The organism is Acetobacterium sp. (assembly GCF_039830195.1).
GTDB lineage: Bacteria > Bacillota > Clostridia > Eubacteriales > Eubacteriaceae > Acetobacterium.
The window spans coordinates 48203-63347 of sequence record NZ_JBDODG010000042.1 but is presented as its reverse complement, the minus strand read 5'-3'; the positions used below and the strand labels follow the sequence as shown (position 1 = coordinate 63347).

At 39.9% G+C, this 15145-nt stretch carries 14 protein-coding genes; all 14 read right to left on the bottom strand.

All coding sequences use genetic code 11. The annotated features are described in order from the left end of the window. Window positions 1–90: 90 nt before the first annotated feature. Window positions 91–309 carry a hypothetical protein gene (locus tag ABGU93_RS13540; protein WP_347413969.1) on the bottom strand — a complete coding sequence of 73 codons (219 nt, stop codon included), beginning with the start codon at window positions 307–309 and terminating at the stop codon, window positions 91–93. Continuing rightward, entirely contained in the window at window positions 310–732 is a 423-nt protein-coding gene (locus ABGU93_RS13535) for a DUF3842 family protein (protein ID WP_347413968.1), read from the bottom strand. Between the two features lie 3 nt (window positions 733–735). Continuing rightward, window positions 736–933, bottom strand: a complete 198-nt coding sequence (locus ABGU93_RS13530) for a CooT family nickel-binding protein (RefSeq protein ID WP_186894093.1) — start codon at window positions 931–933, stop codon at window positions 736–738. Window positions 934–1124: 191 nt separating this feature from the next. Next, entirely contained in the window at window positions 1125–1736 is a 612-nt protein-coding gene (locus ABGU93_RS13525; RefSeq protein WP_347413967.1) for a zinc transporter, read from the bottom strand. A gap of 197 nt (window positions 1737–1933) precedes the next feature. Further along, window positions 1934–4102 carry an acetyl-CoA decarbonylase/synthase complex subunit alpha/beta gene (gene acsB, locus ABGU93_RS13520; protein WP_347414003.1) on the bottom strand — a complete coding sequence of 723 codons (2169 nt, stop codon included), beginning with the start codon at window positions 4100–4102 and terminating at the stop codon, window positions 1934–1936. Window positions 4103–4174: 72 nt separating this feature from the next. Next, window positions 4175–4960, bottom strand: coding sequence for an AAA family ATPase (locus tag ABGU93_RS13515; protein ID WP_347413966.1), 786 nt, complete (start codon window positions 4958–4960; stop codon window positions 4175–4177). Between the two features lie 26 nt (window positions 4961–4986). Further along, window positions 4987–6885 (bottom strand): anaerobic carbon-monoxide dehydrogenase catalytic subunit, encoded by a 1899-nt coding sequence (gene cooS / locus ABGU93_RS13510; protein WP_347413965.1) that lies wholly within the window; start codon window positions 6883–6885, stop codon window positions 4987–4989. Between the two features lie 289 nt (window positions 6886–7174). Beyond that, window positions 7175–7960, bottom strand: coding sequence for a carbon monoxide dehydrogenase/acetyl-CoA synthase methytransferase subunit (acsE, locus tag ABGU93_RS13505; protein ID WP_186894088.1), 786 nt, complete (start codon window positions 7958–7960; stop codon window positions 7175–7177). A gap of 68 nt (window positions 7961–8028) precedes the next feature. Beyond that, window positions 8029–9369 carry an acetyl-CoA decarbonylase/synthase complex subunit gamma gene (gene acsC / locus ABGU93_RS13500; RefSeq protein WP_347413964.1) on the bottom strand — a complete coding sequence of 447 codons (1341 nt, stop codon included), beginning with the start codon at window positions 9367–9369 and terminating at the stop codon, window positions 8029–8031. A 19-nt stretch (window positions 9370–9388) separates the two neighbouring features. Further along, entirely contained in the window at window positions 9389–10324 is a 936-nt protein-coding gene (acsD, locus tag ABGU93_RS13495) for an acetyl-CoA decarbonylase/synthase complex subunit delta (RefSeq protein WP_347413963.1), read from the bottom strand. Window positions 10325–10510: 186 nt separating this feature from the next. After that, entirely contained in the window at window positions 10511–11167 is a 657-nt protein-coding gene (locus ABGU93_RS13490; protein ID WP_347413962.1) for a DUF3786 domain-containing protein, read from the bottom strand. Continuing rightward, on the bottom strand, window positions 11167–11814 hold the full coding sequence (locus ABGU93_RS13485) for a DUF3786 domain-containing protein (protein WP_148636685.1): 648 nt from the start codon (window positions 11812–11814) through the stop codon (window positions 11167–11169). The genes ABGU93_RS13490 and ABGU93_RS13485 overlap by 1 nt, the downstream gene beginning before the upstream one ends. A 28-nt stretch (window positions 11815–11842) precedes the next feature. Next, complete coding sequence (acsV, locus tag ABGU93_RS13480) at window positions 11843–13768, bottom strand: corrinoid activation/regeneration protein AcsV (protein ID WP_347413961.1); 1926 nt, start codon at window positions 13766–13768, stop codon at window positions 11843–11845. 80 nt (window positions 13769–13848) lie between these two features. Continuing rightward, window positions 13849–14634, bottom strand: a complete 786-nt coding sequence (locus tag ABGU93_RS13475; protein ID WP_347413960.1) for an AAA family ATPase — start codon at window positions 14632–14634, stop codon at window positions 13849–13851. Between the last annotated feature and the right edge of the window lie 511 nt (window positions 14635–15145).

The window sequence follows — 15145 nt, the reverse complement described above, 5'->3', positions numbered from 1 at the left end:
AATAAAAAAAACAGAACAAAAAAAGTCCTGCTTTCAAGCATGGGTTATATCAATTTTATTTCGTGCCTGTCTTAAATACTTAACCAGTGATCAGAAACGCAACTTCGCTTCCATGATCTTTTTTTGAGCTTCCCGCATCTTGTCAATTGCCAGAAAAATTTCCTGGGACACATTCTCTTTTGAGGTTCCCTTTAATTTCTCTGCCCACTCCCGATAGCCTTCAATATGGTCTCCGGTGTGATTAATCCAATGTGCCAGAAACACCTTGAAAATATCTTCGTCCCTATCCATATTTAATTTAGTATCCATCTATATTTCTCCCAAATTAAGTTCTTTTTTAATCAAAGACACTGCTTCGCGAATCTGGAGTAATAATGGTTTTTCTTCCAGTGAAACAATATGGTGATTTTCCGGCATAATCGGTATATAGATTTTCAATCCATCACTGCTTCCAATGGCTTCAACCATTTTCGGTGTGACTTCTCCCATCATGGAGTTAGGAATCGTCATTGCAATCGAGCCGATAATAAAATCCGCTTTCTTAACAGTAACGGCAATTGCATTTTCTCCGGTAGCGCCCTTATTGGCCCCTTTTTTTAACATGGCCGCAGTGGCCAGAGCATTGGTTCCCAATCCATATATTTCAATATACGGCGGTATTTCATCTTTTAAAATACCCACAATTCGAGACCCAATGCCTCCTCCCATACCATCTAGCACTACAATGTTCATTGGCTAAACCGTCGTTCCTTCAATAATAATTTTGTGGTTAAGAAGTTTCACTTCTTTTAGTTTGCCTTGAACAATTTTTGTACCACCCAATAAATCGGACAAGGTTAAGCTGCCATCGTCATTTGGAACGATATCAACAACATAGTCCATTATTTTTGTTTCTCCTTCAGGAGTAATCATATAAGCTGAAGATTCACACATGTTCTCAGTCTCCTTTCTTTTAATTGAAGCTATTTTAACACAGACCGCCCCTTAACACAAGCTAAGGGGCGATTATGTTCATTATAGCTTACAAATTTTACTATCGAGTCACCCGGACCCATTCAGTAGTGCCTTGAAAAACGGCTTTATTTCAAGTTTTAACCCTCAAAAAATAGTCGCCTGACTATTTTTTAGTTTAATTCTTTCTTTGCTTCAACCAGGTGTTTATCTGCTTCACTCATCAATGCAATCGCTTCAATCAGCGATTCAGCCACATCATTTTTACCGAGGCGATTCATTTTTTCAACCCAGGTATTGTATTCCATCGCATGATCCTGATTATGGGCAACCCAATGATCCAGCAACAGCCCTAAAATTTCAATATCTTTATTTTCAACATCGCCCCCATGGCAGCAGCCGGCTCCATTTTTGCCATGATTTCCACAATGTCCTTCACCGTGAGGATGGGGATGTTCATGACCGTGGGGATGCTCATGCCCATGTCCTTCATGACCATGAGGATGTTCATGTTTATGTGGGTGGGGATGTGCGTGTTTGTGGGTATGTGGATGTTCATGCTCAGCATCATGAGTATGGTCGCTGCCATGATCATGGTCATCACTGTGGGTATGACTATGAGTGTGGCCGTGCTCGTGGTTGTGTTCATGGGTATGGTCATGTCCTTCTTCGCCGCTGTGAGGCTGGGCATGTTGATGATCGTGATTTGTGGTGCCACTATGTGGATGTCCTTCTTGATGGTCGTGATGTTCGCCATGACTGTGAAGTTCTTTATTGCTACACATATTGTTTCCTCCTGTTGTTCTAAAATTTGTAATGATTATAGCATTTTTTTCTTAAAAAAACCATGGTTTATTTTGAATTATTCTAATCTACAGCAATTTACTATAACTACTTTTATATTTATTTAGAAAAAAAGGCAGAACACGTCTGTGTTCTGCCTTCAGGCATGTTATTATTTTTGACTCAGGTCAAAAATTAATTACATAATTGGATCCATAGCTAATGCTGGATGTCCTTTTGATTCTAAGAATTCTAATACTGCTTCAGAGTCGCTGGCAATTGTTTCATCGCAAACCATGTCTGCAAAGTTTTCAATTCCAGTCATTTCTTTGACAGCTTTATTTAAACGTTCTGCAACATCGTCTTTTAATTCTTTTGGCATCCAAACGATTCGAGATAAACCGCCTTCAGCTGACATGAATTTTTTAGAACCGATCAGGAATCGACCATGACCCATGAAGCCTGGAGTTTGAACCCCACCACCGGTCATAGAAGCCAATTCACCGAAAGTCATACCAACTGGTGAAGTATCACCGAACTCACGGTTTACAATGATAACACCGTTAGCTTCTGGCATAATACCACAGATACATTCGAAACAACCACAAGAAGTCATTGGATCTTCAAGAATTGAGTACAGAGTAACTTTTTCAACTGCACCTTGTGATGCTTGAGCAACTACTTCGTTACAAGATTCCCAGATACCAAGGCGTTCGTCAATAGCTTCACCTTTAACGATTGGTTGGTTTGGTCCCATTGGATCAAGTTCTTTAGTAGCTTTAGCATCCAACCAGGAAACAGCACCACAAAGACCTAAACGTTCTGGTGTTACAACACAAACGTGGCTAGGAGCAAATGATTGACATAATAAACAGGTGTAGAATTCATCAACACTTTCATCTGTTAGAGCGCCCATTCTTTCATCACGTTCAGCATAGATTGGTTTAACCATTTCTTCGCCAAGTCGTTTTACATCTTCAGCGTTGGTGTAAATGGTCACTTCACATTTATCAACAACTTTGTCAAAGTCAGAACGCATTTTTGCGTATAAAACTTCACCGATATGTTTTAAACGGAAGCCTTTTTCAAATGCTTCTTTTGTTAAACGGATCCAGGCGATGTTTCTTTGTCCAACATGCATTGCGCCTTCAATATAGTTTGTAAAGTAATGGATACGTCTTTCAAGTACGGTTTCAAAGTCTTTTTGCATTGCTTTACCAGCAACTTTAACAACAACACCCATTGGCAGACGAACAACGTCTTTGCCTGCGAACATTGCGTCATCGATATCTGGTCCGACAACAGTAATTTTGTGATCTTCCATTTCAGCTAAATCGCCAGTTGTAACAAGTTCCCAACATTCAGTTTTGTTTCCGCCGAATTCAGCAAACATGGTATCTTTACGAACACGTTCACCTTCAAAAGCTGAAGAAACAGCAACTGGACAATCGATTTCGGTAACTTTGATTTTGATGTTACGGGCTTCTAAAGAAGTGGCAACAACTTTGCTGTTGTCAGGTTGGTTTAATAATAAGGTTGGTACTTCGTTGATATATGTTTCTGTGATTGCTGGGAAGCCCAACTCGATGGCAGCAGCACCAGCAGCGATAATTTTGTTATCCCATGGTCCAAATACATTAACAAATGCTTTTACACGGTTCTTTGTATAGGTTCTGTGAGCCAGGAAGTCGCCTGGAGGTGTTGCACCAAAGATTAAGCTGGCACGAAGCGCAACAGATACAACATGGATTACAGATTCAATTTCGTATCCCAAAGGAATAACGCGAAGGTCAATACCCATTTTAATTTTTTGTTCAATCGCTTGATCGATAACTTTACCAACCATGAAGGTTAATAAACCTTTACCCTGGTAATCTTTAACGATACTAGCAAGCATTTCGGCATCTTTACATTCACCAATAATAACAGCAACCCCTGGGATATCATCTGTTACCAGTGGCACACCGAAGTTACGAACTTCAGCATCGGTGATATGTCCTAAACAACGGGCATCAGTTGTATTTAAATCTTCAACGTGACGACCTTCGTATGGAAGTTCATCGTAAACATATTTAACTGCTTCAATAATTTCTGCACACATAGCAGCAGAAGTTCCGGCATCTAAGCCTTCTTGCAAGTAATTAGTACGGTTAACCTTAGCTTTAGCAAGTTCTAAAGCTTCTTCCAGTTCACCTACATTGGTAATTTTTTTACCAGTGATAGCATAGATACAAGGTAAAGCATAAGCAGTACCTGGGAATTTTACCGGTGTTTCTTTTCCCTTTTCAGCAACGACTTTGGCAACCATTTCTTCAGCACGTTGCTGATACTGGGCTTGACCGTCGTAAACAATATCAAAAAGATTCATATTCATATGGACTTTTTCCTCCTTAGATTCGTTCAATTAACATTAGATTTTTATAGCTTTATTCTTAACTTATTATTTCTTTTTTTCTTCAACAATCGCCAAAATTTTCTTGCCTAATACGGCAATATCTTCCTTCATGACCGGATCGTCATAGGGCGACTGATTGTTACGATCAGATTCTGAAATGGCATCCCGGTAATTTAAAAAACCAATGATGTTTTCAGCTCCGATTTTTTCGGTAAGAAAGGCGATATCTCCGTCATTCCGGATTTTATTTCCAATAACATAAACTTGCTTGACACCTATATCAATTGCCATGGATTTAACCTTATGATAAGTCTGGATGCTTCGGACGCCTGGCTCGACGACAACGATAAACGCATCGACTGCTCCGGCAGTTCCACGACCCAGATGTTCAATGCCTGCTTCCATATCCATGATAACCACATCTTTTTGGTATAAAACCAGATGGCTCATAAGCATCTTTAATAAAACATGCTCAGGGCATACACAGCCGGATCCTCCGGCGTCTACGGTTCCCATTGTCAGCAGCTTGACCCCATTAAACTCTTTGGCATAACGCTCAGGAATATCAGCAACCTCTGGATTCATTCTAAACATTGATCCAAAGGAACCGGTATCGGCAGCTGTTCGCTCTTCTATCATGTCTTTCATTTCAGAAATGGGAACAATACTGGCGATCATTTCCTCGGTCATACCTAAAGCCAGGCCAAGATTGGCATCGGGATCAGCATCAACTGTTAATACATTATATCCTTCGTCGGCAAAATATCGGCTTAAACTTGCTGAGATGGTTGTTTTACCAACCCCGCCTTTTCCTGTTAATGCTATTTTCATTTTATCACCTGTCTATCTTTTATTAATTAGATACCTAAAGCAGTTCTTTTAGCTTCCATATCTTCCATGATTTTATCAACCATGACAATTGGATCTTTTTCAAATACGAAGTGTGCTCCAATGAATTCTTGGACGTCTTCGGTCATTAATTTTGTGAAGTTTGGTGATCCTAATACCTGTGGAATAACACCCAGATAAGTATTGATACCAGAACCGACTACATAGTTTGCAATAGCAACGGCTTTTTCTGACATCCATTCTGGAGCGATACCAACAACTGGTAATAAAGCTGGATCGATTCCTTTTATATCAGCACATAAGTTTACAATATGAAGAATACGGCTGATATCTACACAAGAACCCATGTGAAGAACTGGAGGAATATTTACACGTTCACAGACTTCTAATAGTCCACGACCGCATTTTTCTTTTGCTTCTAATGTTAATAAACCGGCTTTAGCAGCGGCTTGAGCAGCACAACCTGTTACAACACAGATAACATCACGTTTAATTAATTCTTCCATTACAGTAATATGAGCATAGTCATGTTGTTGTTTTGGATTATTACAACCAACAACACCAGCAGCACCACGAATAACGCCTGCATAGATAACATCAACTAAAGGTTTAACGGTTCCCAGTTTATCTTCTAATTGTGAGTTAACAACTGCATCTAAATGTTCGATAATGGTTTCTACAGAGTAACCAACCATCGTATCTTGTTTAATGTCTGGAATTTCTACTTTAGCAGCATCTCGGTTAGGGAAGTTTTCAACAGCTAATTTAACAATTTCGTTAGCATTGTCTAAACCGGTTGCTTCAGAGAATTCGATGTACATATCACCTGCAATTTTTGCTTTTGCTGAAGTACTGATAAATCGGGTATGGTATGTTTTAGCCAGTTCTGGAAGGGCCGGGAAGATACATTGAACGTCAACTACAACTGCTTCGATAGCACCTGTAATAATACACATTTCCTGTTGGTAGAAGTTACCGGCAATTTTAATACCATGTCTCATGGTCATTTCATTACCTGTACAACACATACCAACAATGTTAATGCCTTTAGCACCTTTAGCTTTTGCCATTTCAACCATTTCTGGGTTTTGAGCAGCTAATACAACCATTTCAGCCAGGTTAGGATCATGACCATGAATCAGGATATTAACCATTTCAGCATCAATAACACCCAGGTTAGAAGAAGATGCACGTGCGGTTGGTGTTCCGTATAAGATATCAGAGAATTCGGTTCCGATCATGGATCCGCCCCATCCATCAGACATACCAGTTCTCATTCCACGTCGGAAGATGCTTTCATAGTCAGCAGCACAACCCATATGAGTTGAATGCATTAAAGTAGTTACTTCCATATCAATCGCACGTGGTGCGATATCTTCACGTGCCCAGATTTCTTGTCGAGCTTGTGGTGCTCTTTTTAAGAAACGTTGGGTTCCAAAAGGTTTACCAAATTCTTCAAGGGCTAAATCAGCCATTTCGTGAGCTAATGCATAAGTTTCTTTGGTATCGGCATCAACTACATCCCATTCTTTAGCGATTCTTCTTAATTTAGCTTCATCACGAATTTTGAATGGGCCTTCAGCTTTTGTACTATGCATAGCATGAACGATATCACGGGCATGATCTGAATGGGCAGATGTTCCGCCGGCAACCATTCTGGCAAAGTTTCTTGCTACAATTGTGTCAGCGTTTGCTCCACAAATACCTCTTTCAGCTCCTTTTCCAGGAACTGGACTGACTCGACATGGACCCATTGCACAAATTCGGCAACATACCCCTGCTTCTCCAAAACCACATTGGGTTTTTTGTGCAGCTCGGCGATCCCACATTGTTTCTGCGCCATCTCTCTGAGCTTTCGCAAGGGAAGCTTCAGCGACCTTATCGTAGTTTAAAATTTCATTGCTCATATTTTTTCTACCTCTCTAAATTTATAATTTATATCAACGCACCCGTTTCGTATAAAAGTTATTTTTTACGTATTTGTAAAAAGTTTCGTCATATTGAAAAAAATAGTCAAAATTCCCTTTACAAACATTGTTAAATGTTATACAATGTAGGTGAGTGATACATTATACATAGTTGTTTGCTCCTGACCTTCATCTTATCTTGTGCGGCAAGTGATGAATTGTGGTCGGGGGCTTTTTTTTATTGAGTATTTTCAAATACCTGTTTTATTGATTTAAAAAGGTATCTAAATTAAAACTCGAGAACTGAATCTGCATAAAGGATATTATTTTTGATAATATCGCAAGCTACGATTGTTTCTCGTAATCGTTTGTCGCAAGGATTAACGATTGCAGAGCTGAATCCACACTGCATAGCCATTGCTAAAACAGCACAGTCTAATAATGGACGAATATGTTTTGGCGCACCGTTAGATACGTTACTTAATCCACCAGTTGTTAACAAGCCCATGTCAGTGATCATTTGGATTGCTTCTAAAACATCAACTAATTGATCTTGCATTCCTTTGATTACGATGAATAATGGGTCAAACAGTAAATCTGTTGGTTCCATTCCTCGTTCCATACCACGTTCTAATAATTCTGAACAGTAAGCAATACGTTCGTCATTATTTCCTGGTACACCTTCTTTAGAGCAAAGAGCGATAACCATAGCGTCATTAGCTGCTGCTAAATCAACATATTCAATACGGTCGCCTGCATCTGCAGAGTTTACGATTGGTTTTCCTTTTGATCGGTTATAAACCTGAATACCAGCTTCAATCGCTTTCATGTTAGCTGTATCAAGCGCGATTGGCACATTATCAAAGTTTTCCTGGAGTAATTTAACACCCCATTGCATTAACTCTTCGCCGCCTCTTTCAGCAGGTCCGATGTTTAAATCTAAGTAGTCTGCACCAGCATCTAATTGTTCTTTTGCTCTTAAAAGAATTGGTTCTGGATTTCTATCTGCAAATGCCTGACGGATTGCAGGAGAAATACAGTGAATTCTTTCACCAATAACCATGAATTTTGACATATTGTTCCCCTTTCAAATTGAAAAAATGTTTAGGTGTGTCCGGGAATAACCCCGGACACAGATTAATATTATGCTTGCATATCTCTTAAGAACTTAGGTAATTGCATTGCTTCGTTTGGTCCAACGATTACTTCCCATTCAGGCAGTAATTCAGCTAAATCGCCTTGAAGTACAGCAACTTTACCTGGTAAGATTAACTTACGAGAGGTAGTTAAGCTGGCAACATCGGCTTCTTTAATGAAGTTAGCGATAACAGAAGAACCAAATTTACCAGCAGCCCAAGCAGTAAGAACTGAGTAACCACCAGCATCTGGAATTGCCAGGTAAGCAGGAACTTTAGATCGTTCGATTTCACCAGCAACAACAAAGTAAGATAATGCGAAGTCAACGGTAACCAGAACTGGATCATTACCGGTTGGTTTGTTGAATTCATATACCTTAGGTTCAACACGCATTGGTTTTTGTGGATCTGTAAAGATATTTTGTCTTAAACCAAACAGTGGTAAAGCAGCGTTGAAGTCCATTTCTTCCATAACGATGATTGAACCATATCGTAGAACAAAAGCAGAAGCCAAAGCAATTTGCAGGTTGGTGTTACCAGCTGCCAATTTGTTAGCAAATACTACTGATGGATATCCGAATGTTCGGTCATTGCCTTTGATTGCTGCGGTACGGATATCAACTGCATTTGCATAGGCTTCTTTGATTGAAGCTTCGCCGACATTTAATACCAGGTTTTTATAACCCATTTTTTCGATTTCTTCTACTAAATCGTGTAATGCTTCAATACTGTCTGCAGAAACACCAAGAACAGCATCTGCTGCTTTAGCTACGTCAACCATAGCTGCTGCGTTATCTTTAGTAGCACCCATGATAATTGCGCCAGCGCCAGCGCCAGCAACCGCTGCTTTTGCTACTTCAGCATCAGTTGTAACGATCATTGGAATTTTGCCGCATTCAGCAACTTTTTTAACAAGAGCTGCAAATTTAGCTGCATCTGCTGCAAAACGCACAGCTACAACTTCAACGAACATCATTTCGCCAATTCGTTCATAGTTTACTTTTTGTAATTTTGCACAAGCTGCATCAACATCAGCATCGCTCATTGCATCTGATAATTCAACTGCAAATAAGTTTTTGTTGACTAATGTTTTTTCATGTCTGAATAATACAGTTTCGCCACCAAGAGTTTTTTCAGTTTCGCCAGATCCTACTTTGATTGATTTCATTGGAGGAGCAGTTGCTTCTGATAATAATTCTTTGGATTCTTCTGAAATGTATGGACATTTTTCGATGGGAACACCACCGGTAGCGGCTTTCATTGAGAAAGCCATACATGTTGGGAAACCACACTCTTTACAGTTTGTTTTAGGTGTGAGTTTAAAAATATCTAAACCTTTTACTGCCATTTGTATTCGCCTTCCTTTCCTAACCTATGATTCCAGCAACTAAACTTTTGATTGTTTTAGCTGATTCTGGATGTCTTACGATGATAGCGTTTGATCCGCCAACAACACAAGCTGCTGCTGTCGAAACTTCCATACCGATACCACGTGCTTCCTGATCGCCCCATTCTGGTGCATCTTCAATTGTGGAAACCGCTTCTTTTACGCCCCATGATTCGTTAGAAACATTGGTCATAATTGGCATCTGTAAAGCTTCATCATTTTGACCTAGGCCGGCCAGACGAATACGATCCATGGTTGAAGCAACATATTCAAAACCGTAACCGGCTGCTGCTGTTCCAACATCCATGATGATATCTTTGCTCTTAACACCAAGTTGTGTTAATAAGATGTTTAATTGTTTTGCAAGGTTGATGTCTACTGCAGATTCAGCTGATACTTTTTGACCATAAGCCATTCCGCCGGCAGCACCGATTGTTTTGTAATTATCTTCTATTGCAGAGAATAAAACGACATTTTTTCCTTCAAGAGCTTTAGCTACTTCTTCTAATAACTTAGCATCTTTTTCTGCGTTTTTACATCCTTCTACAACTAAAGGTACGTTAATTGCAGCTTCTACTGCTACAGCTGTAGCAACACAGCTTTCAACTGATGCATCAGCGCCGTTTGGATCAGCACTTTCAAGTTTAATTAACAAGAAATCAGCACCTGATTTTTCTACTGCTGCTTTTGCTAAAGCTGCTGGATTTTTAAGATCATCACCGTAAATTGTTCCAAAGCAATCTGCCCACTCATCGGTGGTATCTGAGATTGCGATTCCAACTGCGGTCTTGAATCCTTCAGTACCTAAAAATGGTAATGAGTTTTCTCCACCTATGCTGATAGCTGCATCTCCTACACCTATCTCACATACGTTGATCTTGCCACTAAATTTTTGTTCTGCTTTTTTGTATGGCATTTTTTTGTTTCCTCCTAACCTGTTACCTTTTTTCAAAATATTTATTTCAAAGCATGACACTTTAAAACCAAATTAAAACCATTACATATTCTACAGCTTTTTACCTGTATATATAAGTATACACAGATTGTACTATATTAGTTAAAAGTTTGTCAATTAATTTTCGGCATTTTTCTAAAATTTATCCTAATTTTTTTTAGAGTCTAAAGAGAAAGTAAAGGTTTTCAACGAAATCATTAAAACATCACCTAAAATTGCTAAATCTTTAATGTTGAAGACGTCCGTTAATTTTTTATCAAACAATATTTGGGCTTCCGCTTCAAACTCATCGTCCCCAAACCATAAAATCCAGATGATATCAACTCCGGTTGTCACTGTGAACCGCCAGGAAAGATCTCCTTTGCCGTAGGTCTCGGCTTCTAGCATATTCATATAATTTTTTAAATGTTCTGGCATTTCGTTGCCTATTTGTGCAAAAACTTGAATGCAGCGTTTATGAAAATTGGAATAGTATAATGGGCCATCGGGAAATTCTTTAAAACTGATCCATTCATTGGTCGCTTCTTTTCCGTTGGCATTCATTAAATATCTGAGAATAAAAATTTTGACGGAATAATTATCAAATTCCGCGCCCTGGGCATTCACAACCATACCACTGGGGTAGTCTATAAAATAGGATTCACCTAGGACGGTCAATTCAAACCGCCCATTTTGCGGATCGTAGGGACAAAGCGAATTTTTGCTCATCTCATCGGGATCATAGTTTTTGAATAAATCACGGTTGATGACATAACTGCTTTCCGAAAAATGGGGATCAATATCATGTATTTTTGATTGCTTCATTATTTCTTACTAAGTTCTTTTAATGCCGGGATAAAAATATCGCCCATCACTGCCATATCCTCGGCACTGAAGGCACTGGGGAAGTTAGCGTCAAATAGTATTTGTGCTTCTGGTGGAAATTCATCATCACCGATCCATAAAATTACGGTCATAAACATATTATTAATGACCTCAAAACGCCAGGATAAATCTCCCAGTTTTTGTGGCTCGGCGTTTAGAACTGCCATCGCCTTCTTTAATCCGTCAATATTGTAATTGAAGGTAAAAGCAAAACGTTTGAGACATCGGCCTTCAAAACAGGCAAAATAGACATTACCACCGGAAACATCCCGGTAGGCAATATTTTCGCCGGTGGCCTTGACCCCTGTGGCATTGATCAGATAACGTAAGATCATGGTTTTCAGTTTATAATTATCAAAGTCCTGTCCGTCCATATCGGTCACATCTCCCTGAGGATAGGCGACCTTGTAAGGGGTCCCCATCAGGGTAGCTGTAAAAAAGCCACCTTCTTCATCATAAGGACAGGTGCTGTTTTTAGCGATGGTCTCGGGATCCTGGTCTTTTAATAGGCCTTTGTAATGTTCGTAGGGTATTTTATCTTTTCTTTTCTCTTCAATTGCGGTTTCATCCCGTAACGTATTTTCCATTCAAAATCTCCTGTTTTAGTTTTCCATGTTAGCTTTCTAACGAGGGAAATAAATTCATATTGGTATGAGGAATAAAGCATGCCGAGATGAATTCATCCATATAGGTCGGGTGAACGCTTAATTCCATGTATGTCATATTTTGTGATATTTCCCGAATCTTGTCTTTTCCCTCACTGAGGGTCAAGGCCAGATAGCATCCCTGCATCGAGCTGTTGCCGATATAGAAATACTTTTCCACTGGGATATCTGGCAGCATCCCCAGGGCTATGGCGTTGGTGATATCCAGATTGGTCCCGATGCCCCCGGCAACATAAATGTTTTCCAGGACGTCGATGGGCATATCCAGGCTTTCCATCAAAATATAAATGGCCGAGAAAACAGCTCCTTTGGCTTTGATAAAGCTGTCGATATCAATTTCAGTAATATAGATATCTTTTGAGCCATTATCCAATTCTTTGGAATAGAGATAGTATTGGCCAATTCCGTATTCATCAAATTTGATCCGGGGATGATCAAGATCCCGTTCCATTCGACCCTTGCCATTAATAATACCGGTTCGCTTCATTTCACAAATTAAGTCGATAATCCCTGATCCACAGATTCCCACTGGGCTGACATGACCAATGGTATTATAAAAAGGTCTTAAATCTTCTTCATTGATGGTGACTTGTTCAATGGCGCCCGGCACGGCCCTTGTACCACAGCTGATTTCTCCGCCTTCAAAAGCCGGTCCGGCCGAACAGGCACAAGTCATTAAAAAGTCTTTGTTGCCAAAGACAATTTCGCCGTTTGTTCCCAGATCTACCAGCATCGTAAAGTCTTCCCGCATCCATACCGGTACGGCAAAGACGCCGGCAGTAATATCGCCGCCAACGTAGCTGGCGACCGATGGGGCCAGATATATTTTTCCTTCCGGATTAACATTGATCCCCAACTCGGCACATTTCATTTCGGGAATGTCATTGATGGCCGGGATAAATGGCTCACGTCTTAAATAATCGGGATTTAATCCCAATAACAGGTGATTCATGGTGGTATTCCCCGCGGCACAAACTTCATAAATATCTTCTTTGTTGATACCGACAGTCTTGACCATCTTCTCGATCAGATTATTAATACTCTCATCAACGATGGCATGGCGAAGGTTTTCTAATCCGCCAGGCTTTTCAGAATAAACAATGCGGTTGATAATATCAGCCCCGTATTTAACCTGAGCATTACCCATCGAAGCTTTTGTCAAAATCTCATTGGTATTCATATCCACCAGACAGGCTGATACAGAAGTTGTACCAATATCCAGAGCGATCCCGTAAAGCACTGATTTTTCGCTATTAGCCGGTTTGACATCGAGAATTTCAGCTACTTCCCGACGTTTTAAATAAACGACTTCGATTAAAAAATCATTTTTCCTGAAGGCATCCGGCAGTTTTTTCATCACATTCAAACTGATGGTTATGTCTTCATAGCCAAGATTCTGTTTGAAATAGAGCTTCAGCCGATCTTCATCGGCACTGTTATCTTCAATACTGGGGCATGGCAATTGGATGATCTCCGACCAGAGTCGGCTGGCATTGGTCATACCTTCTTTAATCATTTTCTTGCGAACGTATTTGATGTTCTTATTTTCGTTATTTGACAGATCGGTGATCTGCATTTCGTTTACAAAAGAAGATGCTAAATCTGGTACTTCCACCTCGATATCTTCAATGATGGTTGCATTACAGGAAAGAACGATCCCGTTGGCCATTTCTTCCTCAGAAATATGTCTGGTTTTTTCAGTTTTAACCTGACCCGATCCAATCTTCACCTTGCATTTACCGCAGGTGGCATTCCCGCTGCAGGGTGAGTCAATCATGACACCGGCTCTTCTGGCTGCTTCCAGTAAGTTTTCTCCATCGCTTGCAATTAAATCAACCGTTCTTTTTCCTTTGATATTAAATCGTACCTTTTTCATATAACAATCTCCCCTTTTCCGCAGTTTCCGTCTAAAAGGGCTGGATACCAGCCCCGTTTGTTATTTAAAATCTATTTTATCTATTTTTTGCCGTTTTTGATAATTTCCAGTTTCTTGACAATATCTCTTAAGGCAACCTTGGCTGGTGAATCAGCAGGTAACTGAACCAGTGGTTTACCATAGGCATCATATTCAAAAACATTTTGATCCAATGGCACAACCCCAATCAGGTCAAGGCCCTGATTTTTGATTTCTTCGGCGGTTCCTTCGTTTAAAACGCCATCAGGCGCCCGGTTAACGATCAGCTTGATCACCGGTACTTTTAGTTTCAGTTCGGTAACCAGCTCTTTAATTCGGCCAACGGCCTGAATCCCGCGACGGGAACAGTCACTGACCAGAATGAGCATATCGATTTTACCAAGTGTTCCCCGGCTTAGATGTTCCATCCCAGCTTCGTTATCGACGATGATGTACTGATAATTTCCTGCCAGCATATCGATTTGCGTTTTCAGAATTCCATTGACGTAACAATAACAGCCGGCACCCTGGCTGCGGCCCATAACCAGAAGATCATAACCATTGCCTTCGGCGACTGCCTGATTTAAACGCAGTCTTAAAAAGTCAGTTTTGGTTACGCCTGGAGGCAGTGGTACCCCATCCATTTCGGCATGGTTTACTTCTTCTTTGATCTCACCAATGGAAAGTTCCACTTCTTCCCCTAGCACTTCGTTAAGGTTTGCATTGGCATCGGCATCCACTGCTAAAATAGGACCCAAACCTTCTGCAACTAAATATTCAATAAGCATACCGGTAAGACTTGTTTTTCCAACGCCACCTTTACCTGCAACTGCAATATTAAAAGCCATAATGTTTTCCTCCATTATCGTTTCCCCGGTCAATTTTCTTTAATCAGTGTATGTTATTATCACTGATTTTTCAACAGGAAAAATTCGTATTTTGTCAACTTGTATATATATGTATCGACAGGGCTATCATATCATAATCATTCTCGTTTTACAACAGAACTTTGACATATTAATCTCAAATTAAGGCCTCATCAAATTATTTTTTCCCAACTTCTGCAAAGGTTTACGAAACCATGGTAATTCCTGTACTTTTTTTACGATTCGTCTCTGTTTGCACATTTGAAATACGTTTTATTTTCGTTCATTAATAGACCCTATTCTTCTGTTTTTAAATTTAAAAAGCCATATCCCCGGAGATTTGGGATATGGCTGTATTTTTTAGGTAACAAATTAGAGGACAAATTTTTATCGGTAGGTTAGATATTTGAAATTAATCGCGATCCACTTATCTTAGTTCATTCCCTCAATTGAGGAAAAATATCAATTGAATATATCGCAGATTATTCTTTTG

Bases quoted from the DNA above. Each gene is read 5' to 3' on its own strand.
- acsC (WP_347413964.1), bottom strand. From the start codon at position 9,369: ATGGCAGTAAAAGGTTTAGATATTTTTAAACTCACACCTAAAACAAAC.
- acsE (WP_186894088.1), bottom strand. From the start codon at position 7,960: ATGTCAAAATTCATGGTTATTGGTGAAAGAATTCACTGTATTTCTCCT.
- ABGU93_RS13475 (WP_347413960.1), bottom strand. From the start codon at position 14,634: ATGGCTTTTAATATTGCAGTTGCAGGTAAAGGTGGCGTTGGAAAAACA.
- cooS (WP_347413965.1), bottom strand. From the start codon at position 6,885: ATGAGCAATGAAATTTTAAACTACGATAAGGTCGCTGAAGCTTCCCTT.
- acsB (WP_347414003.1), bottom strand. From the start codon at position 4,102: ATGAATCTTTTTGATATTGTTTACGACGGTCAAGCCCAGTATCAGCAA.
- acsV (WP_347413961.1), bottom strand. From the start codon at position 13,768: ATGAAAAAGGTACGATTTAATATCAAAGGAAAAAGAACGGTTGATTTA.
- ABGU93_RS13485 (WP_148636685.1), bottom strand. From the start codon at position 11,814: ATGGAAAATACGTTACGGGATGAAACCGCAATTGAAGAGAAAAGAAAA.
- acsD (WP_347413963.1), bottom strand. From the start codon at position 10,324: ATGCCATACAAAAAAGCAGAACAAAAATTTAGTGGCAAGATCAACGTA.
- ABGU93_RS13515 (WP_347413966.1), bottom strand. From the start codon at position 4,960: ATGAAAATAGCATTAACAGGAAAAGGCGGGGTTGGTAAAACAACCATC.
- ABGU93_RS13490 (WP_347413962.1), bottom strand. From the start codon at position 11,167: ATGAAGCAATCAAAAATACATGATATTGATCCCCATTTTTCGGAAAGC.
- ABGU93_RS13535 (WP_347413968.1), bottom strand. From the start codon at position 732: ATGAACATTGTAGTGCTAGATGGTATGGGAGGAGGCATTGGGTCTCGA.
- ABGU93_RS13540 (WP_347413969.1), bottom strand. From the start codon at position 309: ATGGATACTAAATTAAATATGGATAGGGACGAAGATATTTTCAAGGTG.
- ABGU93_RS13530 (WP_186894093.1), bottom strand. From the start codon at position 933: ATGTGTGAATCTTCAGCTTATATGATTACTCCTGAAGGAGAAACAAAA.
- ABGU93_RS13525 (WP_347413967.1), bottom strand. From the start codon at position 1,736: ATGTGTAGCAATAAAGAACTTCACAGTCATGGCGAACATCACGACCAT.